Origin of the sequence: Streptomyces sp. NPDC058279, from assembly GCF_042881255.1 — a bacterium.
Lineage (GTDB): Bacteria > Actinomycetota > Actinomycetes > Streptomycetales > Streptomycetaceae > Streptomyces.
Genome location: NZ_JBHVYA010000004.1, coordinates 131,513 through 154,784 on the forward strand (window position 1 = coordinate 131,513; position 23,272 = coordinate 154,784).

Genomic DNA, 23,272 nt, shown 5'->3' on the forward strand with positions numbered 1-23,272 from the left:
GGCCCCGCGCGGGTTCCTGACACGCGCTATCCGTGCGGTGGCGCGTCGTGCCGCAGGACGAGGACCGCCGCGTCGTCCGCGTGCCCGGTGGAGTCGGCCACCCGCAGCACCTCGGCGGCCAACTCCTCCGGATCGGCCGCCGCGCCGTCCCGCACCACCCGGACCACCTGCCCGAGCCCCCTCTCGATCGGGAACGACGGCCCCTCGATCACCCCGTCGGTGAGCAGGACGTACGCGCCCGCCCGCGCGAGGGACCGGGTCGTCACGGGGTAGTCGCCCCCGGACAGCACGCCCAGCGGGAGGCCCCCGTCGTCCTCCGCGATGCCGTACGCGCCGTCCACCGTGGCCCACACCGCCGGGATGTGCCCGGCGCGGGCGCCTTCGAGCCGCCAGGTGCGGGGATCGAAACGCAGGAAGCTACAGGTCGCGAAGAGGTCCCGGCCGACCGACAGCAGCAGGTCGTTGGCCCGGCCCAGCACGTCGCCGGGGTCGGCCGCGGCGGCGGCGACCGCCCGCAGGGCTATCCGGATCTGGCCCATGAAGGCCGCCGCCTCCACGTCGTGGCCCTGTACGTCGCCGATGGAGAAGGCGAGCGACCCGTCCGGAAGCCGGAAGCCGTCGTACCAGTCACCGCCGATGTCCAGGCCGTGCCGGGCCGGCGCGTAGCACGCCGCGGTCCGCAGCCCCGGCACGTCGGGGAGCGACGCCGGCAGCATCTCGCGTTGCAGGGCCTCGGCCAGCTCCACGCGGGCCTGCTGGAACTCGGCCCCCAGCCGCGCCTGGGCGGTGAGCCGCCCGAGCGTGGTCAGGAGGTCGTCGGCGCTCGCCGGCCGTGGGGAACGACGCCGGGTCATGGACCGCTCCCTCTGGACGACCGGTTCTCCCTGTCCTGCACCCCAGCGTAGGGGCGCGGCTCAGCGCCCGCAGTACGTGTCCGCCTCCGGCCGCTGCCCGGTGGTGAGGAACCGGGTCACCGCCCGGTCGCCGCAGGCGTTGCCGGTGCCCAGGTAGGAGCCGTGGCCGCCCGCGTCGACGGTGACCAGCCGGGCCCGCCCGCCGAGCGCCTCGCGCATCTTGAGGGCTCCGGCGTACGGGGTGGAGGGGTCCCGCAGGTTCTGGACCATCAGGACGTTGGACGGCCCGTCCGCGGTGATCCGGGTGGGCTGCTCCACCGGGCGGTCCTTCCAGAAGGCGCAGGGGGTGATGTTCGCAGGCATCCCGGCCGTGAGCGGGTGCGCGCTCCGATCGGCGGCCGCGGCGCGCTCGTACGCGCCGACGTCCTTCGGCCAGCTCACGTCGTTGCAGATGACCCCGACCGTGACCGTCGCGTCGGTGTCCGGCATGGGGCCGGAGACGTCGGGCGTCAGGACGGGTACGGCGGCCGGGTCCTGGGCGGCCCGCAGGAGCCGGGCGACGGGGGCGAAGGAGTTGCCGTAGAGGCTGGTCTGGAGCGCTTGGAGCAGCCGCGCGCCGGTCAGCGGCACGCCCGGGACGTTCGACGGCCGGGGCTCGCGGTCCAGCCGCGCCGCCACCTCCAGGACCAGGGGGCGTACGTCCTCGGGGTGGGCGGCGAGCCGCAGGCCCTCGGCGTCACGGGCCGGGTCGGCCGCCCAGGCCGCGAAGTCGGGGAAGCGGTCGTCGGCGCCGACCGACATGTTCGCGAGCCAGCCGCGCGCCACGCGGGACGGGTCGGGGTCGCCGCTGCTGTCCAGCACCCAGCGGTCGGTGTGCCGCGGGAACCGCTGCGCGTACACCGCGCCCACGTAGGTCCCGTAGGAGGTGCCCCAGGCGGAGAGCTTCCGCTCGCCGAGGGCCTGGCGGAGGCGGTCGATGTCGCGCACCTCGTTGGCGGTGGTGAAGCTGCGCAGCTCGGGTCCCCCGTGGGCGGCGCACGCCTCGGCGACCCTGCGGGAGCGGGCGACGTTCTCCGCCGTGGAGCCGTCCGGTCCGGGCCAGGAGCGCAGGGTGACCAGGTGCCGGTCCTCCTCGGCCAGCCCGCAGGAGGCGGTGGCGCTGCCGCCGACGCCGCGCGGGTCGAGGGAGACGAGGTCGTAGGCGCCGGCCAGCTCCCGGGCCAGGTCCGGGCCCTTCGAGGTCAGCCGCTGGACGCCGGAGCCCCCCGGGCCGCCGGGGATCACCAGCAGGGTCCCGCGCCGGGCCTGCGGGCGGTCGCTGCGCAGTCGGGTGACGGCGAGACCGAGCTGCCGGCCGCCCGGGTCGCGGTAGTCGAGGGGGACGGGGAGCGTCGCGCACTGCTGCCCGGGCAGGGCGCCCTGGTGCGTGCAGTCCTTCCAGTCGAGGACGGGCGCGGTGGCGCCGGCCGGGGCTTCGGCGGCGCCGGTCAGGGCGCTGGCTCGCGGGGCGGCGGTCCCGGTCAGGGCGGCGGTGACGGCGACGGTGGACAGGGCGACGGCGGCGGCCTTGCGGCGGCGGTGGGTGGGCATGGCCCCATGCTTGTGGACCGCGCGGCGCCGCCCCATCCGGCTGCCGGGACGGCCGTGCGGGGGCTTTCCCCAGGGCGTCCCCTCCGGGCCTCCGGCCGGCCGGTTCCTGCGCCGGGGCGGCGGTGACCGCGTAGCGGGCCGGGCGGTGCCTACGCTGGCGGGCATGACGACGACGCTGCTGCGCGGGCTGCCCGAGGGCGGCGGGGTCCGGGATCGGGTGGCCGAGTTGTACTGGGACGCCTGCGGGGCGCAGCTCGGCGCCGCGCTGGGGCCCGCCGCGGCCGGGCGACGGTTCATCGCCGCGCACCTGGACCCGGGCCGCGCGCTGACCGCCGTCTCCGCGGCCGGCCGGGTGCTGGGCGTGGCCGGCTACCAGCTCGCCGGGCGGGGCCTGATCGGCGGCGACGCGGCCGCGGTGCGGGCGGAGTACGGGCCGGTCAGGGGCGTGTGGCGGGCGTACCTGTGGACCCTGTCGGCGCGCACGGCGGCGCGCGGCGAGCTGGTCGTGGACGGCATCGCCGTGGACCCGGCCGAGCGTGGTCGCGGGGTGGACGCGCTGCTGCTGGAGGGCGTCGAGGCGATCGCCGCGGAGCAGGGCTGCCGCCGGATCCGGCTGGACGTGCCCGCCGCCGACACGGCCGCGCGGGCGCGCTACGAAGGGCTCGGGTTCCGGCCGGTCCTGGTACCCCGGACGCCGTGGCCACGGGACCTGCTGGGCTTCGGGCCAGTGACGACCCTGCACAGATCCGTGCCGCCGCAACTCGGGACCTGAACCGGAAGACCCGAAAAAAACTTCGGGTATGGAATGGTTCGGGCGGGTATATCCCCCTGGACAGCGCAACGACGGCCCCGATCCGGGACCCCTCCGTCGCAGGAGCGCAGACTGATGGACCGTACAGAGCTCACAGACGTCGCGACCCATGAGGCCAGGGCCCTCTCGGTGGCCCTGTTCCGTAGGCTCGCCGGGCTGCGGGAAGGCACGGCTGAGTACTCGTACGTCCGCAACACCCTCGTCGAGCTGAACATCAGCCTGGTGCGGTACGCCGCCCGCCGGTTCCGCGGCCGCAGCGAGCCGATGGAGGACATCGTCCAGGTCGGCACGATCGGCCTGATCAAGGCGATCAACCGGTTCGACCCGGACCGCGGTGTCGAGTTCACCTCCTTCGCCATGCCCACCATCACCGGAGAGATCAAGCGGTTCTTCCGCGACACGAGCTGGGCCGTGAAGGTTCCCCGCCGGCTCCAGGAACTGCGGATCGACACGGCCAAGGCACACGACGCCCTGGAACAGGACCTCGGCCGCGAGCCCACCGACACCGAACTCGCCGAGCACCTGCACGTCACACCGGAGGAGCTCGTAGAGGGTCGCAAGGCGGCGCGCGCCTACTCCGCGCGCTCCCTGGACGCACCGGCGCAGGAGGAGAGCGAGCGCGACCCGTACGCCGCGCCGACGGCACTGGGCGAGGAGGAGGCCGCGTACGACCTCATCGAGTGCCTGGAATCGCTCAAGCCGATGCTGGCCGGGCTCTCCCCGCGCGAGCGGACCCTGCTGGAACTGCGTTTCGGGCAGGAGCTGACCCAGTCCGAGATAGGCGGGCTGCTGGGGCTGTCGCAGATGCACGTCTCGCGGCTGCTCAACCGCACCCTGACCCGGCTGCGCGAGGAGTTCCTCACGGACGGGCAGGACGAGGAGGCCGGTCCCGAGAACCCGGCGCCCGGTGGGGCCTCGGCGCCTCGTGGGACCAAGGAGTCCCGGGTCGCACGTGAGATCAGTGGGGCCCGTCGGACCCGGGTGTCCCCTCCGGAAGCGGCGGCCGAGCCGGCACCGGCGGACGGAACGGAGCCGGCGGCGGCACCTCCAGCCAGACCGTCTTCCCGGGGAACGCGCCGCCCGACGGTTCGGCGCCCCAACTCCTCGCGAGCCGTTCCAGCACGATGAGGCCGTGACCCCCCGGCCGGCTCCGGTCACCCGGCGGCCGGCGCCGGGGGGGCTCGGGGCTGTCGTCGCTGACCTCCACCCGCAGACCCTCCGGGCCGTGGCGCAGGACCAGTTCCCGGGGGCCACCGGCGTGCAGGCAGGCGTTGGTGACGACCTCGGAGACCAGCAGGAGCACGTCTTCCATCGCCTCGGGGTCGCGCGGCCACAGCCAGTCCGTGAGCGCCTGCCGCGTGAAGTCCCGGCAACGGGTGACGACACCGGTCGTCGCGCCGCCCAGGACCAGCCTCCGAGTCTGCTCGGCCACAGGGCCTCCCGTCTCCGCGCGCACGTGTCCGCGCGCCCGTCTCCGCGCGCACTCCTGCGCGCCGCACCTACCCCCGCCCGGGGCAACCAATCCCGATATTCCTTTATGCACCCCTTCTCAACCACCCCGGGAACGTCACAGAATCCCGCCAGTTTCTTTCGCGTAGCGGAAATGGGATTCCGCGATGCGACAACTAAGCTCGTCCTTCGCCGGTCGTACCCCTACCTCCTGGAGGAAGAGCCATGTCCGAGAGTCGCGTCGCCCTGGTCACCGGGTCCTCGTCGGGCATCGGAGCGGCCATCGCCCGCCGCCTCTCCGACGCGGGCATGCGGGTCGTGGTGAACTCCGCGCGCAGCGAGAACGCCGGGACAGGCCAAGGCGCACCGGACTCGCTGCGGGCTCGTCGACCGGAACGTTTCCCACCCCCGTGCGGAAACCTCCCGATCGCCTCGCCCGGCCGCCCCGACGAGCCCCGCCCGGCGACCGGCGGCCGACGCTAGCCCGGCCCCGCACCCGCGTCGAAGGCACGCCGGGCGATCCGTCAGGTCCGCCGCGACCGGTGTCCACATTCTGGACAACTACCCTCGGATTATGAACGCAGCAGCCGACTCCCCCACCGCCGTGAAAGACGCCGTGAAGGCCGCCGACCGGAAGCACGTCTTCCACTCCTGGTCGGCGCAGGAACTCATCGATCCGCTCGCCGTCGCGGGGGCCGAGGGGTCGTACTTCTGGGACTACGAGGGCAACCGCTTCCTCGACTTCTCCAGCGCGCTCGTCTACACGAACATCGGCTACCAGCACCCCAAGGTGGCCGCCGCCATCGCGGAGCAGGCCGGGAAGCTCTGTACCGTCGCCCCCGGTTTCGCCGTGGACGTCCGCTCCGAGGCCGCGCGCCTCATCGCCGAGCGGACCCCCGGCGACCTGGACAAGATCTTCTTCACCAACGCCGGCGCCGAGGCGGTCGAGAACGCCGTCCGGATGGCCCGCGTCCACACCGGACGCCCGAAGGTGCTGGCCGCGTACCGCTCGTACCACGGCGCCACCTCCGCCGCGATCAACCTGACCGGTGACGCCCGCCGCTTCGGCAACGACTCGGCGACCGCCGGGGTCGTGCACTTCTGGGGCCCGTTCCGCTACCGTTCCCCCTTCCACGCGACCACCGATGCCGAGGAGAGCGCCCGCGCCCTGCGCCACCTGGAGGACACCATCGTCTTCGAGGGCCCGCAGTCGATCGCCGCGATCATCCTGGAGACGGTCGGCGGCGCCCCCGGCGTGCTCGTGCCGCCGCCCGGCTACCTGGCCGGGGTGCGCGAGCTGTGCGACCGCTACGGGATCGTCTTCATCCTGGACGAGGTCATGGTCGGCTTCGGCCGCACCGGGACCTGGTTCGCCTGCGAGAACTGGGACGTCACGCCCGATCTGCTCTGCTTCGCCAAGGGCGTGACCAGCGGCTACGTCCCGCTCGGCGGCGTCGCCATCTCCGCGGCGATCGCCGAGACCTTCGCCCGCCGGCCCTACCCGGGTGGACTGACGTACTCCGGTCACGTACTGGCCTGCGCCGCCGCCGTCGCCACCATCCGGACGATGGCGGAGGAGGGCATCGTCGAGCAGTCCGCCCGAACCGGCGCCGAACTGCTCGGTCCCGGCCTGCGCGCGCTCGCCGAGCGACACCCCTCGGTCGGCGAGGTCCGGGGCTTGGGCACCTTCTGGGCGCTGGAACTCGTACGGGACGCGGAGACCGGCGAGCCGCTCGTCCCGTACAACGCCTCCGGCGCCGACAACGCGCCGATGGCCGCGTTCGGGGCGGCCTGCAAGAAGGGCGGTCTGTGGCCGCTCGTCGCCGGCAACCGCATCCACGTCGCGCCGCCGTGCAACATCTCGGAGCAGGACGTGGCCAAGGGTCTGGAGATCCTCGACGAGGCGCTGTCGGTCGCGGACGCGCACATGGCCTGACCTGCGCGAACAGCCCCACTCCTGTGGGGTCGCCCAATCCGTGGGTGCGGGTATTCGGATGATCCGTGCGGTGGAGATCGCGCCACGCGCGTGTTGCAATCCGTGGAGCGGTACAAAGCACCACCCAGTACCACCGAGCACCACACCCAGCACCTACGGACCGGGATGCACGTCAGTCCCGGGGCGGCCCCACGTGGCCGAACGGCGGGGAGCGGCACGCCTTCTTTCGGGCGGACGCTGGACGCCGGGCGTACGGGATCCAGACCACCGGACTCCGTGTTCCCGAGACCCGAAGGAAGACAGCATGAGCAAGCACGTCCTGGCCCAGAACCAGTACGGCAAGGCCGAGAACCGCATCGTCAAGGTCACCCGCAAGGGCAGCGACGGGTCTTGGCACGAGATCCGTGACCTCAACGTCTCGGTCGCGCTCCGCGGCGAGTTCCGCGATGTCCACCTGACCGGCGACAACGCCAACTGCCTGCCGACCGACACCACCAAGAACACGGTGTACGCCTTCGGCAAGGAACACGGCATCGACTCCCCCGAGGCGTTCGGCATCCTGCTCGCCAAGCACTTCGTCTCCTCCCAGCAGCCGATCCGCGAGGCGCAGATCCGCATCGAGGAGTACGTCTGGGACCGCATTCCGGTGCCGACGCGCAAGGAGCAGCACTCCTTCGTCCGCAAGGGCCAGGAAGTGCGCACGGCGCAGATCACCTACAGCGAGACGACGGGGCTCCAGGTCATCTCGGGTCTCAAGGACCTGACGGTGATGAACTCGACGAACTCCGAGTTCCACGGCTACATCAAGGACAAGTACACGACCCTCCAGGAGGCGTACGACCGCATCCTGGCGACCAAGGTCACCGCGCGCTGGGCGCACTCGGCGCTCGCCGCCGACGACGCCGAGTACGACTGGGACCGGTCGTACAAGAAGGTCCGCAAGCACATGCTGGACGCCTTCGCGGAGACGTACTCGTACTCGCTCCAGCAGACTCTGAACCAGATGGCCGAGCGGGTGCTGGACCACTGCCCGCGGGTCAACGAGGTCCGACTGAACCTGCCCAACAAGCACCACTTCCTCGTCGACCTGGAGCCCTTCGGCCTCAAGAACGACAACGAGGTCTACTTCGCGGCGGACCGGATGTACGGCCTGATCGAGGGCACCATCCACCGTGACGGGGTGCAGCCGGTCATCGCGACCAGCGACTGGATCGTCGCGTAACCCGCGCGCACACCCGTCAGTTCGGCCCGGACCGCGTCGCGGGGTCCGGGCCGTTCGGCTGTCCCACCAGCAGGTTCCAGCGGCCGGAGCGCCCGGTGAGCGTGGTGACGGTGTCCGGTCGTACGTCGAGCCGCCAGAAGGCCGCCGCGGGCAGGTCCAGGGCGTGCACCACGGCCGCCCGCACGACGGCCTGTTCCGCCACCGCACGGTGCGTACCGGGGGCGAGTCCGGCGAGGTGGGCGCCCGTACGCGCGATCAGCGCCGCGACCGATTCCCCGCCGCCCGGGGGCGCGTACGCCGGGTCGGTCAGCCACTGCCCGACCGCCTCCGGGTCCTCGGCGGCGACCTCGTCCAGGGTCCGGCCGGCCCACGCGCCCAGGTCCTGGCCGCGCAGGCCCTCGTGTCCCGGGCAGGGGTCCCCGGTCCCGAACCGCCCCTGGCGGGCAGCCGGTCCGAGCGGGGGCGTCAGCAGGTTCAGGCGTACGACGGGCATGGCTGAAGGGTAGGGCCGGCGGGTGGGGCGCGCGCCCGCGGCGTGAGACGGCGCCCACACGCCGTGGTGTTCAGGCCACGCGCGCGGTACGGTCACGGACGACATGACGAAGGTATGACGGAAGTACCGGTGAGAATCCGGCACGGTCGCGCCACTGTGAAACCTCCCGCACGGGCACGGGGAGGGAAGTCAGACCCGCCACCTTCGTCAAAGAGCACCACTGACCGGGACGCGTGTTCCCTCTGGAGGTTCTGCCATGGCTCACTCTGCCGCGCCCGCGACGGCTCCCGCCGCCGTTGCCCCGATTTCCCTCTCCGCGCTGGCCCCTTGGGCCGTCTTCGCCGGAATCGTCACGCTCTTCCTGCTCTACATGGTCGGCGCCGAGCAGGGCGCGACCGCGCTCTTCGAGGGCAACACCGTCCACGAGTGGATGCACGACGGCCGTCACCTCCTCGGCTTCCCCTGCCACTGATCCGGAGTCCAGGTCCACATGAACTCCGTATCCCCGCGCGTGCTCCTCGTCCGGGGCATGCTCGCCGGCCTGCTGGCCGGTCTGGCCGCCTTCATCGTCGCCTACGTGCTGGGCGAGTCGAAGGTGGACGCCGCGATCGCCATCGAGGAGGCGGCCTCCGCCGGTCACCACCACGCCGACGAGGCCGCCGCCCCGGTCAGTCGGGCCCTCCAGGCCACGGCCGGTCTGGGCACCGGCACCCTGCTCTACGGGGTCGCGCTCGGCGGCATCGCCGCGCTCGTCTTCTGCTACGCCCTGGGCCGCATCGGCCGCTTCGGCCCCCGGGCCACGGCGGCACTGGTGGCCGGGGGCCTGTTCGTCACCGTCAACCTGGTGCCGTTCTTCAAGTACCCCTCCAATCCCCCTGCGGTCGGCGACCCCGACACGGTCGTCCGCCGCACCACCCTGTTCGTGCTGATGATCGTCTTGAGCGTGCTGCTCTCCTCGGGCGCGCTCATCCTGGGACGGCGGCTCGCCCCGCGCATGGGCAACTGGAACGCCTCGATCGTCGCCGGACTCGCGTTCGTCGTCGCCATCGCCCTCGCGTACGCCCTCCTTCCCGGCATCAACGAGGTTCCGGCGGACTTCCCGGCCGTGCTCATCTGGCAGTTCCGGGTCGCGACCCTCACCATCCAGGCTGCGCTGTGGGCGACTTTCGGCCTGTCCTTCGGATATCTAGCCGAGCGCGCACTTGTGCCCGCGATCGCGCCCAAGGAGGCTGTGCAGCCGACAAGTTGACGTGGAAGGGGCCGGTGGCACATGCAGACGGCGATCTGGGAATGGCGTGGCTGGACGGGTGCTGCCCCGTTCTGGCTGAGTTCCGTCCTGCTGCTCCTGGCCCCCTTCACCGCCATCACCTTGCTGGCCCAGATCGGCGTCATCGTGGCGCTGGCCGGCCTCGGCGGTCTGGCCCGGCAGCTGTGGTTCGGTGACTACGGGCACCCCGCCATCCATGTCGCCGCCGCGTTGATGGGCGTCACGGCGGCGGCCCTGGTGGTCGTCTGACCCCGGCGGTGACCACGCCCGCCTCCTCACCCGTACGGGCGCATCCGCCGCGCCGGCCGGAAAAAGGCGCGCGCACCCTCGTCGAGCTGCGACAACGCGCCCGGGCTGTTACGACACTCCGGTGACATGTCGGCGGTGTCCGGCGCCTCCCGATGTACGCGGGGGCCGGGAGCGGTCCACTGCTGACAGGATCCGGCCGCCCGAGCCGGACCAGGAGGGAATGCCATGGCCCGCGCCCAGTGGGCCGTCGGTGCGCTGACGGTCACTCTGCTCGGCACCGGCGTAGCGATGTTGCACAACACCCAGGGCGCCGAGCCCGAGGCCGTCGCCGTGAGCGACGCGCTGCCGTCGCGGGCGCTGGGACTGACCGGTCACCGCCGGCTGGTGCGGGAGTTGGAGCACGGCGGCGAGTACCCCGGTCAGGCCGGCCCGCACGCTTCCGACAACGGCTCCCGACCGGCGCGGGGCTCCTCGACCACCCCCGTCCTGCCGATGCGGGCGGCGCGGCCGGTGCGGCTGCGGGTTCCGAGCCTGGGCGTGGACGTGCGGCTCTCCGCCCGGAGCCCGGAGAGCGGGGCCCGCTGGGACGCGGACAGCGCGGCCCCGGGGTCGGCCGGTACCGCCGTCGTCACCGGGAAGGAGCTGCGGCTCGCCGGGATGCGGCGCGGGCGCGTCATCGAGATCGCCCGTGCGGACCACCGTACGGCCGTGTTCACCGTGGTCCGGGTCGTGCCGGTGGAAGCGGGCCGGCCGCCCGAGTCGAGGGAACGGGCCGAGCGGACCGGACGGCCGGAGCGCGCGACGCTGAGGCTGGTCGGCGGCGACGCCGTCGTCATGGCCCGGCTGACGGGGCGCCACCACACCCGCTGAACCGCCTCGGCGGGCGCGGGTCGGTCGGTCGGTCGGTCGGTCAGTCAGGGTTTTCGTCCCCCGCCAGGGGTGTCTTCGTCCCCCCAACGGGCGTTTCTGCTCTCCCGGAGGCACGGGCTCCCGGGCATCGGGGCACACAGCACGGCATGAACGGTGCGCGGTACGCGCGGGCGGCGACGGCGAAGGCCCTGACGGTGGTCTGCGTCGTACTGCTGTGCGTGTTCGGCGCCGGTCCCTCGGCGGCCGTGGCCGCCGGGTCCCGTCCCGCCACGACCGCCCCGGCGGAGCCCTCGGACGGGTCGTCCGACCCCGCCCCGGACGTAGAGGCCCGGCCGGCTCTGCGGGCGTTCGCCCGCGAGACGCCGGGCGTACGGCGCCCGCCGACGGTGTTTCACGTGAAACGTGCCGCCCACCCGCAGAGCGCCGTCCCGGTCGGGACGGCCGGGGCCGGGTCGTCGCGGCCGGCGGTACGGAGTGTGGTCCTCCGCTGCTGAGCGGGCCCGGGTGGATCCCCCCGCGGGAATGACCCGCGCGGCCGATCCGCCCCAGCAGCGCGTCCTGTCCACACTCCTGCGACACCGTGAGGTTCCGTCATGTCCATCGACCCGTACGCGGCCCTGAACGCCATGCTCCGCGCCGAGGCCGCCCGCTCCACCCCGCCACCGGCCCGCCACCCCGAAACCGCGAAGACCGGCCGTGCAACCGGCTGTGACACCGCCCGTGACACCGACCCTGACACCGGCCGCCCGGTGACCGGGGCCCACCGCCCGGCCGGGGCCACGCCCGCGGAGTGATCCGACGGCGGCGCCGGTCCCTTGCGGCCGGCGCCGCCCAACGGGCACGTCCCGGGATCAGTCCTCGTGCGTGTAGTAGCGGTAGAACGCGACGAGTCCCGTGCCCACGCCCACGGCCAGGCCGATCCCCACGGCGCGGAGCACCGATTCGTTGGTGAGGCTGAACAGGTAGCCGATGGCGATGCCCGCGAAAGCGCCCCAGGCAGCCGCGTGCGGTTCGCGCGCGAGCCGCGGACCGAACCGGGCGAGGGCGAACACGCAGCCGGCGAAGAGGACGCCGCACAGGATGCCGTAGAAGACGTTGCCGGCGTCGACCGGGCCCATCTGACGCTGGATGAAGGCCGCCCAGACCCCATAGACGAGGCCGAGCAACAGGGGGATGACCAGTGCGCTCCTGCCGGCGTGCCGGATGTCCGCGTCCGTCGTCCACTGGGGCCGCCGGGGAGCGGTGGGTGCCGCATGTGCCATGGCCGGCTCCTTTCTGTCCACCCTCCAGGGCACACCCGCCACCCCGGGCCGGCAAGTGGATCAACCCGGCCACCCGGGCGACGCGACGCGTCCGGGTCACCCGATCGCAGCAACCGAGCTGGCCCGACGGGGTCCCGAGGGCGTTCTCTGGTGACGTGCGCACCTCGCTGTCGGCGGTACTGATCGTGCTCGTGGCCCTCTTGGTGCCCGCGAGCGCCGTCGCGTACTGGGCCGACCACGAGCTGGGCAACGCCGACCGCTACACCGCCGCGATGTCCCCGCTGGCCCGGAATCCCGCCGTACAGAACGTGGTCGTCACCCAGGGCACGCACGCCCTGGCCGGTCAGATCGACGCCGGTCCGTTCCAGGGCGGCGTCGACACCCTGCTGGGCGAGGCCCTGCGGTCCTTCGTCGGGACACCGGCCTACCGGACGGCGTGGGACGCGGCGAACCGCGCCGCGCACGCCGCGTTCTTCCGGGCGCTCACGACCGGACACGGCGACGCCGTGACCATCGATCTGGCGCCCGTACTCGCCGAGGTCAAGGGCGAACTCGTCGGGGACGGCGTGCCGTTCGCCGACCGCATTCCCGTCACGCACCTGTCCGTGAAGGTCATGGAGTACGACGATCTCGGCGCGCTCCGGGAAGGATTCCGCATGCTCCAGATCGCCGGCGTATGGCTTCCTCTGTTGACCCTCGTCCTCGCCCTGGCTGCGGTCGCCGTCGCCGTGCGGCGCCGGCGCGCCGTCCTGGCCACCGGCATCGGGCTCGCGGTGGGGGCGGTACTGCTCTGGATCACCGTGGAAGTCTGCCGCCGGCTGACCCTGGACGACCTGCCGCCCGACGTCGACCGTCCGGCCGCCGGGGCGGTGTACGACGCGCTCACCTCGTTCCTGCGCACCACCGCCTGGGTGGTGCTGGCGATCGGGCTCGCCGCCGCACTGGCCGCATGGCTGACCGGACGACTGCGCCGGACCCCATAAGCTCGGAACGTGCCCAAAGGCCCAGAACTCCACAGAACCCCGTAGAACCTCCCCCGTAGACCCCTCCCCACAGACCCAGCAGAACCGATTCGCGAGCGGCGCCACGGAAGCGGGAATGAGCAGCGAACGACGCACCGAGCACATACCGCCCGGGCAGCCACGGGCCCGGCCCGATGCCCGACAGATCCCACTGGCGCCGCCCGCCTGGCTGCTCAGGGGGCTGCGGCCGAGCCGGACACCGGTTCCCTGGGCCGCCGTCGTGCGCGCCGGGATCGCGATGGCGGCGCCGCTCGCGGTCGGTTTCGCCCTGGACGAACCCGAGTACGGCGCGCTCGTCTCGATGGGGGCCCTGTCCGGGGTGATCGGTGACACCGCCGACGCCTACCGGATGCGTGTGCTGAACATCGCCGTCCCCCAACTGTTCGGCGCGATCGGCGTCGCCCTGGGGACGCTCGTCTTCGGCCACGGCTGGCTGGCGGTGGGCGTCCTCACCCTCATCGCCCTCGTCTCCGGGATGATCTCCTCGATCGGCACCGTCGCGTCGGTCTCCGGGCTGCTGCTCCTGCTCAACGCCGCGGTGGGCGCCGGGCTGCCGCTCCCCAAGCCCTGGTGGACCGCGCCCCTGCTGCTCGGCGCCGGCGGACTGTTCGTGCTGGCGCTGACCCTGCTGGGCTGGCCGCTGCGCGGGCGGCAACCCGAACGGGCCGCCGTCGCGGCCTGCTACCGGTCCCTGGCCGACGCCCTGGAAGCAGCGGGGAGCCCGGCGTACGAGGAGCGGCGCCTGCACGTCACCCAGGCCCTGAACCAGGCGTACGACCTCATCCTGGGCCGTCGGGCCCGGGTCCACGGGCGCAACGCCTCCCTCGTGCGGATGCTGGCCCAGCTGAACGGGCTGATCCCGCTCGTGGACGCGGCGCCCGCCGCGCACCTGAGCGGCCGTCCCCTGCCGCCGGAGGTCCCGGCGGCCGTGCGGGAGCTGGGCCGGGTCGTGGAGGGGGACCGCGCCGGGGCACCCGTGCCGGAGCTCCCCCCGCCGGTCGGACCGTCCGAGCGGGCGGTCGACAAAGCGCTGCGCTACGCGGCGGTCCTCGTGCACGAGGAGGACCCCGACCCGAACAACGTCGACGACCGACTCGGCCGGCCCGCCGCCTTGGGCGTCCGGGCCCGGCGGGCGGTGCGCGAGATGGCCCTGTCGGGGGCTTCCTGGCGCTACGGGCTGCGGCTCGCCCTGTGCATCGGGCTGGCCCAGTCGCTGGTCTCGCTGGTGCCGGTCGAGCGTTCGTACTGGGTCGCCCTGACGGTCACCTTCGTCCTCAAGCCGGATTTCGGTTCGGTGTTCTCGCGGGCGGTGCTGCGGGCGCTGGGGACGGCGGTCGGGCTGGTCCTGGCCGCCGCCGTGCTCTCCGAGGTTCCGCGCGGGTGGTGGGACGTGCCGGTCATGATGTGTCTGGCCGCGCTCATCCCGGCGTTCTCGGTCAAGGGGTACGCCTTCCAGACCGCCGCCATCACCCCGGTGATCCTTCTGCTGTCGGACCAGCTCAACCACCAGGGCTTCGATCTGATCCGACCCCGGCTGCTGGACAGCCTGATCGGCTGCGCCATCACCCTCGTCGCCGGGTACCTGCTGTGGCCCGAGAGCTGGCACACCCGGGTCGGGGACCGATTGGCCGACGCCGTCGAGGATTCGGCCCGGTACGTGGAGCGGGCGTTCGCCGCCGTCGACACGACCGAGGCCGACCGGGCGGCCGCACGGACCGCCCGGCTCCATGCCCGGCGGCGGATCTACCGCGAGCTGTCTGGCGTACGCAGCGAGTTCCAGCGGGCGTTGACCGAGCCCCCGCCCACCGGGGCTCGGGCCGCCGCGTGGTGGCCCCTGGTCGTGGCCGTCGAGCGGATCGTGGACGCGACGACCGCCGCCCGGGTGCGGGTCAACCACGGGGCCGAGCCGCCCACCCCCGACGATGTGGCGGTGGTGACGGCCGAGCTGCGCGGGCTGGCGGAAGGGGTACGGACCAGCAGGACCCCTGAGAAGGTCCGGGTCGCCCCGCTGTCGGCGGGTGCGGAGAACTCCGTACTGGCCCCGGTGCACCAGGAGATCGCCGCCGCCCGGGCCATCGCCAGCGAGCACTGACGGGCGGGACGGCCTGGTCGGCGCGCTGCCGGCGGACGGCGCACGGAAGGCAGTTGGACGTCGCAAGGAGCCCGATGTTTCACGTGAAACGGCCTCCGGAACGCCGCGACCGCCCTGGCGCGGGGATGAACGCTGCGTGAAGGGGACGCGCGGAAGGTGGAGTTCCCGCAGGTCCCCCTGGGTTGCGTAGGTGACAGGAACGCCACGATTGGCGCCCCTGCCGTCGTTCGAGCCAAGGGGCCGATAACCTTACGTGTCCACTCTGGGTAGGGATCTACCGCGCAGCACGGACAAATGACGCAAGCACACATGCGAAAGGCCGGGCCCATGGGTATTCGGAGCTTGTTGCGCAAGGTGTTCGGACGGTCTCCCGAACCGGTTCCGGATTCGTCGGACGCCCCGTCGGCGGCCGTCCCCAATCAGGCCGAACGCGGGCCGCTCGACGTGGCGGCCGAGTTGGTGGCGGCGTCCTTCGACAACCCGACGGTCCCGCCGCAGTCCGCGCCGCGCGACCGGGAGCCGGGCACAGTGCTGACGGCGCCGCCCCAGACGACGGACCCGACCGTCCCCGAGGCCCGCCGCCCGTCGCCCGCGACGACCACCACGGAGGCGCCAACCGGTGGCTCCGCGACCCCGGTTGCGCAGCCGGCCCGGCCGAAGGCCGAACCCGTGGCGGAACCGGAGGCCGAGCCCGAGCCGGTGGCCGAGGCGGAACCGGAAGCAGCGCCGGCCGCCGAAGCGGAATCCGAGCCGGAGGTGGAACCGGAAGCGTCCCCCGGCGCCGAAGCGGAGGCCGCACCGGAGGTCGCCCCCGAGCCCGAGCCGGTGGCCGCGGCGAAGGCCGAGCCCGAGATCACCGCCGAGCCGGAGCCCGAGGCCGAACCGGCCGTCGTGGCCGAGCCCGAGGCCCAGGTCGCACCCGAGTCCGAGACCCAGGCCGCACCCGAGCCGGAGTCCGCACCTGAACCGGAGCCCGAGCCCGTCGCCGTCGCCGAGCCGGAAACCCAGGCCGCGCCGGCACCCGAGCCGGAGCCGGAGGCCGCTCCCGAACCGGCCGCCGTCGCCACCGCCGAGCCCGTCGCCGTCGAGGCGGAACCCGAGCCCGAGCCGGAGCCGGAGGTCGTCCAGGCAGAGGCGGAGCCCGAGCCCGTGGCCGTCCAGGCAGCGGCGGAGGTCGAGCCCGTCGCCCCTGCGGACGCGGCAGAGGCCGGGCCGGCCGTCCCGCTCGCCGCCGTGAAGCGGCAGGCGCCCGAGGTGGCCGCCGCCTACAAGGCCGCCGGCCAGGTGCTGCGCGGCAAGGACAAGACCGGCTCCCGGGCCAAGGTGTACCTCGTCCTGGACCGCTCCGGCTCCATGCGCGGCTTCTACAAGGACGGAAGCGCCCAGTACCTCGCCGACCACGCCCTCGCCCTCGCCGCGCACCTCGACGAAGACGCGACCGTGCACACCGTCTTCTTCTCCACGGAGGTGGACGGCACCGCCGACCTCACCCTGGACGGCCACGACGCCGGCTGGGTCGAAGCCCGCCACGCGGAACTCGGCCGCATGGGCCGCACCAGCTATCACGTCGCGGTCGAGGCGGTCGTCGAGCGGTACCGGAAGGACGGCGGCGACCACCGCGCGCTCGTGGTGTTCCAGACCGACGGGGCCCCCGACAACCGTCAGCCCGCCAAGCAGGCCCTCGCCGACGCGGCCTCCCACGACATCCACTGGCAGTTCGTCGCCTTCGGCGACCACGACTCCAAGGCGTTCGACTTCCTGCGCAAGCTGGACGCCGAGAACGTCGGCTTCTTCCACGCCGGCCCCACCCCGGGCGAGCTGACCTCGGCGGCCCTCCTCAAGGGCGTCCTCGACCGCTTCTGACCCGCAGCACCCCGCGCGCGACCTGCCGTACACAGCCCGAAGGGCCCGGGATCATCCGATCCCGGGCCCTTCGGCACGTCGTGCCACCGCGGCCTACTGGTGCGGCTTGACCGACTTCTCGACCGGCTCGGAGGTCTTGGTCTCCACCGGCTTGCGCAGCGCGATGTTCAGCTCGCGCAGGCGGGACTCCTCCAGCACGGTCGGCGCGCCCATCATCAGGTCCTGCGCGTTGCCGTTGAGCGGGAAGGCGATCGTCTCGCGGATGTTCGGCTCGTCGGCCAGGAGCATCACGATGCGGTCGACGCCCGGGGCGATGCCACCGTGCGGCGGGGCGCCGAGGCGGAACGCGCGCAGCATGCCGGCGAACTCCCGCTCGACGGTCTCGGCGTCGTAACCGGCGATCTCGAACGCCTTGAGCATGACCTCGGGCTCGTGGTTGCGGATGGCGCCGGAGGACAGCTCGATGCCGTTGCAGACGATGTCGTACTGCCAGGCGAGGATGTCGAGCGGGTCCTTCTCCTCCAGGTCCTTCATGCCGCCCTGCGGCATGGAGAAGGGGTTGTGCGAGAAGTCGATCTTGCCGGTCTCCTCGTCCTTCTCGTACATCGGGAAGTCGACGATCCAGCAGAAGCGGAAGACGTTCTCCTCGAACTGGCCGGCGCGCTTGGCGGCCTCGACCCGGACCGGGCCCATGATCTTGGAGACCTCGTCGAACTCGCCCGCGCCGAAGAACACCGCGTGACCGGCGGCCAGGCCGAGACGCTCGGTGAGGACCTTGACGTTCTCCTCGGTGAGGAACTTGGCGATGGGACCCGTCAGGGCGCCGTCCTCGCCCACGCGCACCCAGGCCAGGCCCTTGGCGCCCAGCGAGATCGCGTACTCGCCCAGCCCGTCGAAGAACTTGCGCGGCTGACCGGCGGTGTCCGGGACGGCCAGCGCACGCACGTGCTTGCCGGCGAACGCCTTGAACTCCGAGCCCTCGAAGACGTCGGAGATGTCGACGAGCTCCAGCTTGGCGCGCAGGTCGGGCTTGTCGTTGCCGTACTTGAGCATCGACTCGCGGAACGGGATGCGCGGGAACGGCGAGGTGACCGCGCGGCCGCCGCCGAACTCGGTGAAGAGCTCGGTCATCAGCCGCTCGATGGGCTGGAAGACGTCTTCCTGCTCGACGAAGGACATCTCGACGTCGAGCTGGTAGAACTCGCCCGGCGAGCGGTCGGCGCGGGCGTCCTCGTCGCGGAAGCACGGCGCGATCTGGAAGTACCGGTCGAAGCCGGAGATCATCAGCAGCTGCTTGAACTGCTGCGGCGCCTGCGGCAGGGCGTAGAACTTGCCCGGGTTCAGGCGGGAGGGGACGACGAAGTCGCGGGCGCCCTCGGGGGAGGTCGCGGTGAGGATCGGGGTCGCCATCTCGTTGAAGCCGAGGGCCACCATCTTGGAGCGGATGGAGGCGATGACGGCCGAGCGCAGCATGATGTTGCGGTGCATGCGCTCGCGGCGCAGGTCGAGGAAGCGGTACTCCAGGCGCCGCTCCTCGTTCACACCGTCGTCGGTGTTGATGGTGAAGGGCAGCGGGCCGGCCGCACCGAGCACCTCGACCTCGGAGACCTCGATCTCGATCTCGCCGGTGGGCAGCTCGGGGTTGACGTTGTCCGCGCCGCGGGAGACGACCTTGCCGTCGATCCGGACGACGGTCTCCTTGCTGACGCTGCTCAGCGCCTCGTTCGCGGCGGTGCCGGGACGGGCCACGAGCTGCGTGATGCCGTAGTGGTCGCGCAGATCGATGAAGAGGATGCCGCCCAGGTCTCGACGGTTGTGCACCCAGCCGCTCAGCCGGACGTCAGCGTTGACGTCGGAGGCACGAAGCTCGCCGCACGTGTGGGACCTGTACCGATGCATCAGTCATCCAGTTCTTCGCGATACCAGGGTGGATTCAGCCTTCACAAGGTTACCGTCCGGGACGGGTGCCGTGCCGGCACGGCCGTGGAGGGGCCGTGAGCGGGAGCCCGGGGCCCCGCCGGCAGCCGGCCGGGGCGCCCTGAACAGGCAGCCCCGGCTGATCACCTGTAAAGATGACCGGGTGCGCACCGAGGACGTCCTGGCCGCCATCGCGACCGGTCTGTGGCGATGGGACAACGCCTCCGGGATGGTCACACTCGACAGCGAGGCCGCCCGGCTGCTCGGGCTGCCCGCCGAGCCCGTCGTCCTGCCCGAGGTCGCCGTACGGTCCCGGTTCCACCCGGTGGACTGGAACGAGATCAACGCCGTCGTGGACCTGGCCGTCGCCGAGGGCACCCTCGCCGAGGCCCGGCTGCGGATCGTGGACGCCGAGGGGCGCGTGCTGCGCACCGTACGCAGTCGCTCCAAGCCGGTGCGGGCCCGCACCCCGGGCGGCCGGGTCGACTACGAGCTGATCGGCACGGTCCAGGAGATCGCCGAGCCGCAGCCGGGCACGAGCGCCGCGCACACCCGGATCACCGGCGACTGGCGACGCTCCCGCGAGGCGTTCCTGCTGGACGCGGGCCGGGCGCTGGCCGAGGCCCGGTCGACGGCGGAGGTGCTGCGGGTCGCCGCGTCGCTGTCGATGCCGGGGTTCAGCCCGGACGGGTTGGCGGTCTTCGGCGTCGACGGCGAGCGGCTGTCGATCATCGGCCACCACGGGCACGGCCCGGGGGACGAGAGCCCCTTCACGGAGATGCGGCTGGACACGGCCTACCCCGCCGCCGAGGTGGTCCGGACGGGACGCGCGGTCTACCTTCCGACCCCCGAGGAGTACAAACGACGTTTTCCGGCCACCTGGCAGCTGGCCGAGCCGTTCGGCCGGTCCTCCTGGGCCTTCGTACCGCTGATCGTGGCCGGGCGGACCATGGGCGCGTGGATGGCCGCCTTCAAGCACCCGGTGTCCTTCTCGCCGGACGAGCGGTCGGTGTTGACCACGGTGGCGCGGATGCTGGCGCAGGCCCTCCAGCGGGCCGGGGTGACGGAGTCCGAGCGGGAACTCACCACCGGTCTCCAACGGTCGATGATGCCGCAGCTGGGCCCCGAGATCCCGGGCATGCGGATCGCCGCGCGGTACGTCCCGACCGGTGGCGGGCTCCAGGTCGGCGGTGACTGGTACGACATGATCCCGCTCCCGTCGGGCCGGTTCGCGCTGGTCATCGGGGACGTCCAGGGTCACGACGTACGAGCGGCGGGCCTCATGGGCCAGCTACGGATCGCGGTCCGGGCCTACGCCTCCGAGGGGCACCGGCCGGACGCGGTGCTCTCCCGGGCCTCCCGCTTCCTCTCCGGGCTGTGTTCCTCGCAGGAGAAGGACGGACCCGACGGGTACGCGGACGGCTACTCGGACGGGTACGCCGGCGGGCATCCGGCCGGGGGCCCCGCCGGCGGCGCCGACCCGGACTTCACCAGCCCGCGCTTCGCGACCTGCCTCTACATGGAGTGCGACCCGCGCACCGGTGTGCTGGAGGTGGCCCGCGCGGGTCACCCCGACCCGGTGGTCCGGATGACGGACGGCACGGTCCTGATGCGGCCCACGGCGGGCGGCCTGCCGCTGGGCATCGTCCCCGACACCGACTACCCCACCACCCGCTTCACCCTCGAACCGGGCGAGACGCTGATGCTGTGCACCGACGGGCTGATCGAGACCGGCGGGCACGACCTGGACACGGGGTGGGCGCGGCTGCGGGCCGTCCTCGAAGCCGAGGACCCGGGCGCGGGGAGCCCGGACGGCGGCGGCACGGACTTCGGCAGGACGGACTTCGGCGGCCCGGACGGCGGGCACCTGGAAAAGCTCGCGGACCTGCTGGTCCAGGCCGTCCACGGGCCGTCCTCGCACCACACGACCGGCCCGCTGGCCGACCGGCGCGAGGACGACATAGCCGTGGTCCTGCTGTGCCGCGAGGGAGCGGGCTGCGGCTGCGGCACGGCGCCCCCGCACCACGTGCGCCCGGCCCGGCGCACCATGCTGACCGTGGCCCAGGCCGAGCCGGAACGGATCTCGGGCGCCCGGCGGCAGATCCGGGAGCTGCTGCACGACTGGGCGGACCCCGACCAGGTGGACTCGGCGGAGCTGATGGTCTCCGAGATGGTGACCAACGTCCTCACGCACACCGACGGCGACGCGCTGCTGGTCGCGGAGGCGGTCGGCGAGCTGGGGACCCGGCGGCTGCGCGTGGAGGTCGCCGACCCCAGCGACGAGCTTCCGCACAAACGGCATCCCGGCGAGATGGCGTCCAGCGGTCGGGGGGTGCTGCTGATGGAGATGCTGGCCGACGCGTGGGGGGTCGATCCCCGCGGCGAGGGGAAGTCGATCTGGTTCGAGCTGTTCGAGCAGGCGAAGGACGACTCCGAGCCCCTGTAGGGCCGGTACCACCGATCCTCCCTGCCCCCGTCAGCCGTGCTCAACGCCGGCCGGAACTGATCGACTGGGCGCGGCGGTTGGTGGACGGCGCGGCCGGGTTGGGGGTACAGCAGGAGCGATGTCGTCGAGGTGAACGGGGGGCCGGGGTGAGCGTCCGGACGGATGTGGGGCGGGGGAACGGCGCGCGGTGGGCCGCCGGGCTTTGGGCGGTGGGGGTACTCGCCGCGTTGGTCGCGCTGCCGGTCGCCGCGCGGGGGCGACTGCCGGAACGTCTCGCCACGCACTGGGGCGGCCGGTCCCCCGACGGCTCGATGCCCGTGGGGGAAGCGGCCATGGTCCCGGCGCTGCTGTGGGTCGTCTTGGTGGCCGCCCTCGTGTTCGCCGGCCTCCGTGGCGGATCGGCCGCCCGGGCCGGGGCCCGGGTCGGCGCCGCGCTGCTGTCGGGCGGGGTGTTCCTGGTCGGTGCGCAGGCGTCGATCGTGCGCGCCAATCTGGACCGCGCCGACTGGCGGGACGCCGGGTCGGTGGGGGCCGGGGTGGCGATCACGGCCGTACTGGCGGTGGCCGCGGCCGCGCTCGGTTGGTGGGGCGGCCGGCGCGCGGCCGACACCGCTCGGGCGGGCGGCCCCGTTGCCGGCGGCGAGGGCAGGTAGTCCCCGCAGGGGGGAACGCCTGCGGGGACTACCTCACGGGCCGGCCGGCGGTCGGGTACGGCCTGATCGGCTTCCGGTGCCCGCCGACCGCACCGTTCGCGTTCGCGCACACCGCCGTCGGGCCGCTCGGCCGGCTGGGGCGGCTGGGTGAATGCCCCGATGTGCGTCCTCGGCAGGGCGACGACGCCCGACGAGGAGCCGCACTGCTCAGCGCCGATTCCGCCCGGCATGCGGCGGACAACACGGCGTGCCGGCACGGTTACGCGCCCGGACGGTCGTCCGGGCGCGGTCGCGCATCGGCGTCAGCGGGTCCGGGCCGTGGTCGGGACGGTGCCCAGCCGACCGGCCTGGAAGTCGTCGAACGCCTGCTGCAGTTCGTGCTTGCTGTTCATGACGAACGGCCCGTAGTGCGCCATCGGTTCCCGGATGGGACGACCGCCGAGCAGGACGATCTCCAGCGCCGGGGCGTTGGAGTCCTGCGAGGCGTCCGCCCGCACGGTGAGCGAGCCGCCCTCGCCGAAGACGGCCGTCTGGCCGGTCTGGACGGGCCGGCGGTCCTCGCCGACCGAGCCGCGCCCGGCCATGACGTAGGCGAGGGCGTTGAAGTCCTCGCGCCACGGGAGGGTGATCTGTGCGCCCGGGGCGACGGTCGCGTGGATCATCGTGATCGGGGTGTGGGTGATGCCGGGGCCCTGGTGCCCGTCGAGCTCACCGGCGATCACGCGGAGCAGCGAGCCGCCGTCCGGAGTGGTCAGCAACTGCACCTGACCGCCGCCGATGTCCTGGTAGCGCGGGGGCATCATCTTGTCGGAGGCGGGGAGGTTCACCCACAGTTGGAGGCCGTGGAAGAGCCCGCCGCTGACGACGAGCGACTCCGGCGGGGCCTCGATGTGCAGGAGGCCGGAACCGGCGGTCATCCACTGCGTGTCACCGCCGTTGATGACGCCGCCGCCGCCGTTGCTGTCCTGGTGGACGAAGGTTCCGTCGATCAGGTACGTGACGGTCTCGAAGCCGCGGTGCGGGTGCCAGGGGGTGCCCTTCGGCTCGCCCGGCGCGTACTCCACCTCGCCCATCTGGTCCATCATGATGAACGGGTCGAGGTACTGGTAGTTGATCCCGGCGAACGCGCGGCGCACCGGGAATCCCTCGCCCTCGAAACCACCGGGGGCGGTCGTGACGGCCAGCACCTTACGGGCGGCGGTCTCCTGGGCCGGTTCCGCGACGCGGGGGAGCGTCAACGGGTTCTCCACAGTCACTGCAGGCATGGTCGGAACCT

Annotated in this window: 21 protein-coding genes and 2 pseudogenes; 16 read left to right on the forward strand and 7 right to left on the reverse strand. The window is 73.0% G+C overall.

Translation table 11 applies throughout. The annotated features are described in order from the left end of the window. Positions 1 to 26 precede the first annotated feature (26 nt). Together ACFVXJ_RS10335 and ACFVXJ_RS10340 are read right to left on the reverse strand one after the other, a co-directional pair. Entirely contained in the window at positions 27 to 854 is an 828-nt protein-coding gene (locus tag ACFVXJ_RS10335) for a PP2C family protein-serine/threonine phosphatase (protein ID WP_389661223.1), read from the reverse strand. Positions 855 to 914: 60 nt separating this feature from the next. Then, the gene (locus tag ACFVXJ_RS10340) at positions 915 to 2,444 is read right to left on the reverse strand and encodes an alpha/beta hydrolase (protein ID WP_389661224.1); all 1,530 of its coding nucleotides are present in this window, start codon (positions 2,442 to 2,444) and stop codon (positions 915 to 917) included. 163 nt (positions 2,445 to 2,607) lie between these two features. Between ACFVXJ_RS10340 and ACFVXJ_RS10345 the strand changes: the two genes are divergently transcribed. Further along, a complete protein-coding gene (locus ACFVXJ_RS10345; protein ID WP_389661226.1) occupies positions 2,608 to 3,216 on the forward strand; it encodes a GNAT family N-acetyltransferase in 609 nt (202 codons plus the stop codon). A 114-nt stretch (positions 3,217 to 3,330) separates the two neighbouring features. Continuing rightward, positions 3,331 to 4,122 (forward strand): annotated as a pseudogene (locus ACFVXJ_RS10350) (SigB/SigF/SigG family RNA polymerase sigma factor); the annotation flags it as partial. A gap of 91 nt (positions 4,123 to 4,213) precedes the next feature. Here ACFVXJ_RS10350 and ACFVXJ_RS10355 read toward each other — a convergent pair. Continuing rightward, positions 4,214 to 4,567: an ATP-binding protein gene (locus ACFVXJ_RS10355; protein ID WP_389661566.1), complete on the reverse strand. Its 354-nt coding sequence runs from the start codon at positions 4,565 to 4,567 to the stop codon at positions 4,214 to 4,216. Between the two features lie 362 nt (positions 4,568 to 4,929). On the opposite strand from ACFVXJ_RS10355, the pseudogene ACFVXJ_RS10360 reads away from it, so the two are divergent. The 3 genes and pseudogenes from ACFVXJ_RS10360 to pucL form a co-directional block, all read left to right on the forward strand. Next, a pseudogene (locus ACFVXJ_RS10360) lies at positions 4,930 to 5,055 on the forward strand (SDR family NAD(P)-dependent oxidoreductase); the annotation flags it as partial. Between the two features lie 223 nt (positions 5,056 to 5,278). Further along, the gene (locus tag ACFVXJ_RS10365) at positions 5,279 to 6,640 is read left to right on the forward strand and encodes an aspartate aminotransferase family protein (RefSeq protein WP_389661228.1); all 1,362 of its coding nucleotides are present in this window, start codon (positions 5,279 to 5,281) and stop codon (positions 6,638 to 6,640) included. Positions 6,641 to 6,944: 304 nt separating this feature from the next. Beyond that, a complete protein-coding gene (gene pucL, locus ACFVXJ_RS10370; protein WP_389661230.1) occupies positions 6,945 to 7,862 on the forward strand; it encodes a factor-independent urate hydroxylase in 918 nt (305 codons plus the stop codon). A gap of 16 nt (positions 7,863 to 7,878) precedes the next feature. Here the strand turns inward: pucL and ACFVXJ_RS10375 are convergent, their stop codons facing one another. Then, a complete protein-coding gene (locus ACFVXJ_RS10375) occupies positions 7,879 to 8,355 on the reverse strand; it encodes a histidine phosphatase family protein (protein ID WP_389661232.1) in 477 nt (158 codons plus the stop codon). A gap of 256 nt (positions 8,356 to 8,611) precedes the next feature. On the opposite strand from ACFVXJ_RS10375, the gene ACFVXJ_RS10380 reads away from it, so the two are divergent. The 6 genes from ACFVXJ_RS10380 to ACFVXJ_RS10405 all read left to right on the forward strand — a co-directional run bounded on the left by ACFVXJ_RS10380 (position 8,612) and on the right by ACFVXJ_RS10405 (position 11,535). Beyond that, a complete protein-coding gene (locus tag ACFVXJ_RS10380; protein ID WP_389661234.1) occupies positions 8,612 to 8,827 on the forward strand; it encodes a CbtB domain-containing protein in 216 nt (71 codons plus the stop codon). Between the two features lie 18 nt (positions 8,828 to 8,845). After that, positions 8,846 to 9,604: a CbtA family protein gene (locus ACFVXJ_RS10385; protein ID WP_389661236.1), complete on the forward strand. Its 759-nt coding sequence runs from the start codon at positions 8,846 to 8,848 to the stop codon at positions 9,602 to 9,604. Between the two features lie 21 nt (positions 9,605 to 9,625). Then, positions 9,626 to 9,871 carry a hypothetical protein gene (locus ACFVXJ_RS10390; RefSeq protein WP_136210153.1) on the forward strand — a complete coding sequence of 82 codons (246 nt, stop codon included), beginning with the start codon at positions 9,626 to 9,628 and terminating at the stop codon, positions 9,869 to 9,871. A gap of 225 nt (positions 9,872 to 10,096) precedes the next feature. Then, a complete protein-coding gene (locus tag ACFVXJ_RS10395) occupies positions 10,097 to 10,741 on the forward strand; it encodes a hypothetical protein (protein ID WP_389661238.1) in 645 nt (214 codons plus the stop codon). A gap of 146 nt (positions 10,742 to 10,887) precedes the next feature. Further along, on the forward strand, positions 10,888 to 11,235 hold the full coding sequence (locus tag ACFVXJ_RS10400) for a hypothetical protein (protein WP_389661240.1): 348 nt from the start codon (positions 10,888 to 10,890) through the stop codon (positions 11,233 to 11,235). A gap of 99 nt (positions 11,236 to 11,334) precedes the next feature. Beyond that, positions 11,335 to 11,535: a hypothetical protein gene (locus ACFVXJ_RS10405; RefSeq protein WP_389661242.1), complete on the forward strand. Its 201-nt coding sequence runs from the start codon at positions 11,335 to 11,337 to the stop codon at positions 11,533 to 11,535. 57 nt (positions 11,536 to 11,592) lie between these two features. Here the strand turns inward: ACFVXJ_RS10405 and ACFVXJ_RS10410 are convergent, their stop codons facing one another. Beyond that, positions 11,593 to 12,003 carry a hypothetical protein gene (locus tag ACFVXJ_RS10410; RefSeq protein WP_389661244.1) on the reverse strand — a complete coding sequence of 137 codons (411 nt, stop codon included), beginning with the start codon at positions 12,001 to 12,003 and terminating at the stop codon, positions 11,593 to 11,595. A gap of 155 nt (positions 12,004 to 12,158) precedes the next feature. Between ACFVXJ_RS10410 and ACFVXJ_RS10415 the strand changes: the two genes are divergently transcribed. The 3 genes from ACFVXJ_RS10415 to ACFVXJ_RS10425 all read left to right on the forward strand — a co-directional run bounded on the left by ACFVXJ_RS10415 (position 12,159) and on the right by ACFVXJ_RS10425 (position 16,980). Then, on the forward strand, positions 12,159 to 12,986 hold the full coding sequence (locus ACFVXJ_RS10415; protein ID WP_389661246.1) for a hypothetical protein: 828 nt from the start codon (positions 12,159 to 12,161) through the stop codon (positions 12,984 to 12,986). A gap of 115 nt (positions 12,987 to 13,101) precedes the next feature. Next, positions 13,102 to 15,117 (forward strand): FUSC family protein, encoded by a 2,016-nt coding sequence (locus ACFVXJ_RS10420; protein WP_389661248.1) that lies wholly within the window; start codon positions 13,102 to 13,104, stop codon positions 15,115 to 15,117. Between the two features lie 327 nt (positions 15,118 to 15,444). Next, positions 15,445 to 16,980: a VWA domain-containing protein gene (locus ACFVXJ_RS10425; protein ID WP_389661250.1), complete on the forward strand. Its 1,536-nt coding sequence runs from the start codon at positions 15,445 to 15,447 to the stop codon at positions 16,978 to 16,980. Between the two features lie 93 nt (positions 16,981 to 17,073). On the opposite strand, the gene aspS is transcribed toward ACFVXJ_RS10425, so the two are convergent. Next, on the reverse strand, positions 17,074 to 18,879 hold the full coding sequence (gene aspS, locus ACFVXJ_RS10430; RefSeq protein ID WP_361312704.1) for an aspartate--tRNA ligase: 1,806 nt from the start codon (positions 18,877 to 18,879) through the stop codon (positions 17,074 to 17,076). 181 nt (positions 18,880 to 19,060) lie between these two features. On the opposite strand from aspS, the gene ACFVXJ_RS10435 reads away from it, so the two are divergent. Both ACFVXJ_RS10435 and ACFVXJ_RS10440 read left to right on the forward strand, forming a co-directional pair. Continuing rightward, entirely contained in the window at positions 19,061 to 21,343 is a 2,283-nt protein-coding gene (locus tag ACFVXJ_RS10435; RefSeq protein WP_389661253.1) for a SpoIIE family protein phosphatase, read from the forward strand. Between the two features lie 209 nt (positions 21,344 to 21,552). Then, positions 21,553 to 21,996: a hypothetical protein gene (locus tag ACFVXJ_RS10440; protein ID WP_389661255.1), complete on the forward strand. Its 444-nt coding sequence runs from the start codon at positions 21,553 to 21,555 to the stop codon at positions 21,994 to 21,996. A gap of 302 nt (positions 21,997 to 22,298) precedes the next feature. Here ACFVXJ_RS10440 and ACFVXJ_RS10445 read toward each other — a convergent pair whose 3' ends face one another. Beyond that, on the reverse strand, positions 22,299 to 23,261 hold the full coding sequence (locus ACFVXJ_RS10445) for a pirin family protein (protein ID WP_389661257.1): 963 nt from the start codon (positions 23,259 to 23,261) through the stop codon (positions 22,299 to 22,301). Positions 23,262 to 23,272 lie beyond the last annotated feature (11 nt).

Bases quoted from the DNA above. Each gene is read 5' to 3' on its own strand.
- ACFVXJ_RS10385 (WP_389661236.1), top strand. From the start codon at position 8,846: ATGAACTCCGTATCCCCGCGCGTGCTCCTCGTCCGGGGCATGCTCGCC.
- ACFVXJ_RS10390 (WP_136210153.1), top strand. From the start codon at position 9,626: ATGCAGACGGCGATCTGGGAATGGCGTGGCTGGACGGGTGCTGCCCCG.
- pucL (WP_389661230.1), top strand. From the start codon at position 6,945: ATGAGCAAGCACGTCCTGGCCCAGAACCAGTACGGCAAGGCCGAGAAC.
- aspS (WP_361312704.1), bottom strand. From the start codon at position 18,879: ATGCATCGGTACAGGTCCCACACGTGCGGCGAGCTTCGTGCCTCCGAC.
- ACFVXJ_RS10345 (WP_389661226.1), top strand. From the start codon at position 2,608: ATGACGACGACGCTGCTGCGCGGGCTGCCCGAGGGCGGCGGGGTCCGG.
- ACFVXJ_RS10380 (WP_389661234.1), top strand. From the start codon at position 8,612: ATGGCTCACTCTGCCGCGCCCGCGACGGCTCCCGCCGCCGTTGCCCCG.
- ACFVXJ_RS10445 (WP_389661257.1), bottom strand. From the start codon at position 23,261: ATGCCTGCAGTGACTGTGGAGAACCCGTTGACGCTCCCCCGCGTCGCG.
- ACFVXJ_RS10340 (WP_389661224.1), bottom strand. From the start codon at position 2,444: ATGCCCACCCACCGCCGCCGCAAGGCCGCCGCCGTCGCCCTGTCCACC.
- ACFVXJ_RS10405 (WP_389661242.1), top strand. From the start codon at position 11,335: ATGTCCATCGACCCGTACGCGGCCCTGAACGCCATGCTCCGCGCCGAG.
- ACFVXJ_RS10420 (WP_389661248.1), top strand. From the start codon at position 13,102: ATGAGCAGCGAACGACGCACCGAGCACATACCGCCCGGGCAGCCACGG.
- ACFVXJ_RS10335 (WP_389661223.1), bottom strand. From the start codon at position 854: ATGACCCGGCGTCGTTCCCCACGGCCGGCGAGCGCCGACGACCTCCTG.
- ACFVXJ_RS10425 (WP_389661250.1), top strand. From the start codon at position 15,445: ATGGGTATTCGGAGCTTGTTGCGCAAGGTGTTCGGACGGTCTCCCGAA.
- ACFVXJ_RS10400 (WP_389661240.1), top strand. From the start codon at position 10,888: ATGAACGGTGCGCGGTACGCGCGGGCGGCGACGGCGAAGGCCCTGACG.
- ACFVXJ_RS10395 (WP_389661238.1), top strand. From the start codon at position 10,097: ATGGCCCGCGCCCAGTGGGCCGTCGGTGCGCTGACGGTCACTCTGCTC.
- ACFVXJ_RS10410 (WP_389661244.1), bottom strand. From the start codon at position 12,003: ATGGCACATGCGGCACCCACCGCTCCCCGGCGGCCCCAGTGGACGACG.
- ACFVXJ_RS10375 (WP_389661232.1), bottom strand. From the start codon at position 8,355: ATGCCCGTCGTACGCCTGAACCTGCTGACGCCCCCGCTCGGACCGGCT.
- ACFVXJ_RS10355 (WP_389661566.1), bottom strand. From the start codon at position 4,567: ATGGAAGACGTGCTCCTGCTGGTCTCCGAGGTCGTCACCAACGCCTGC.
- ACFVXJ_RS10365 (WP_389661228.1), top strand. From the start codon at position 5,279: ATGAACGCAGCAGCCGACTCCCCCACCGCCGTGAAAGACGCCGTGAAG.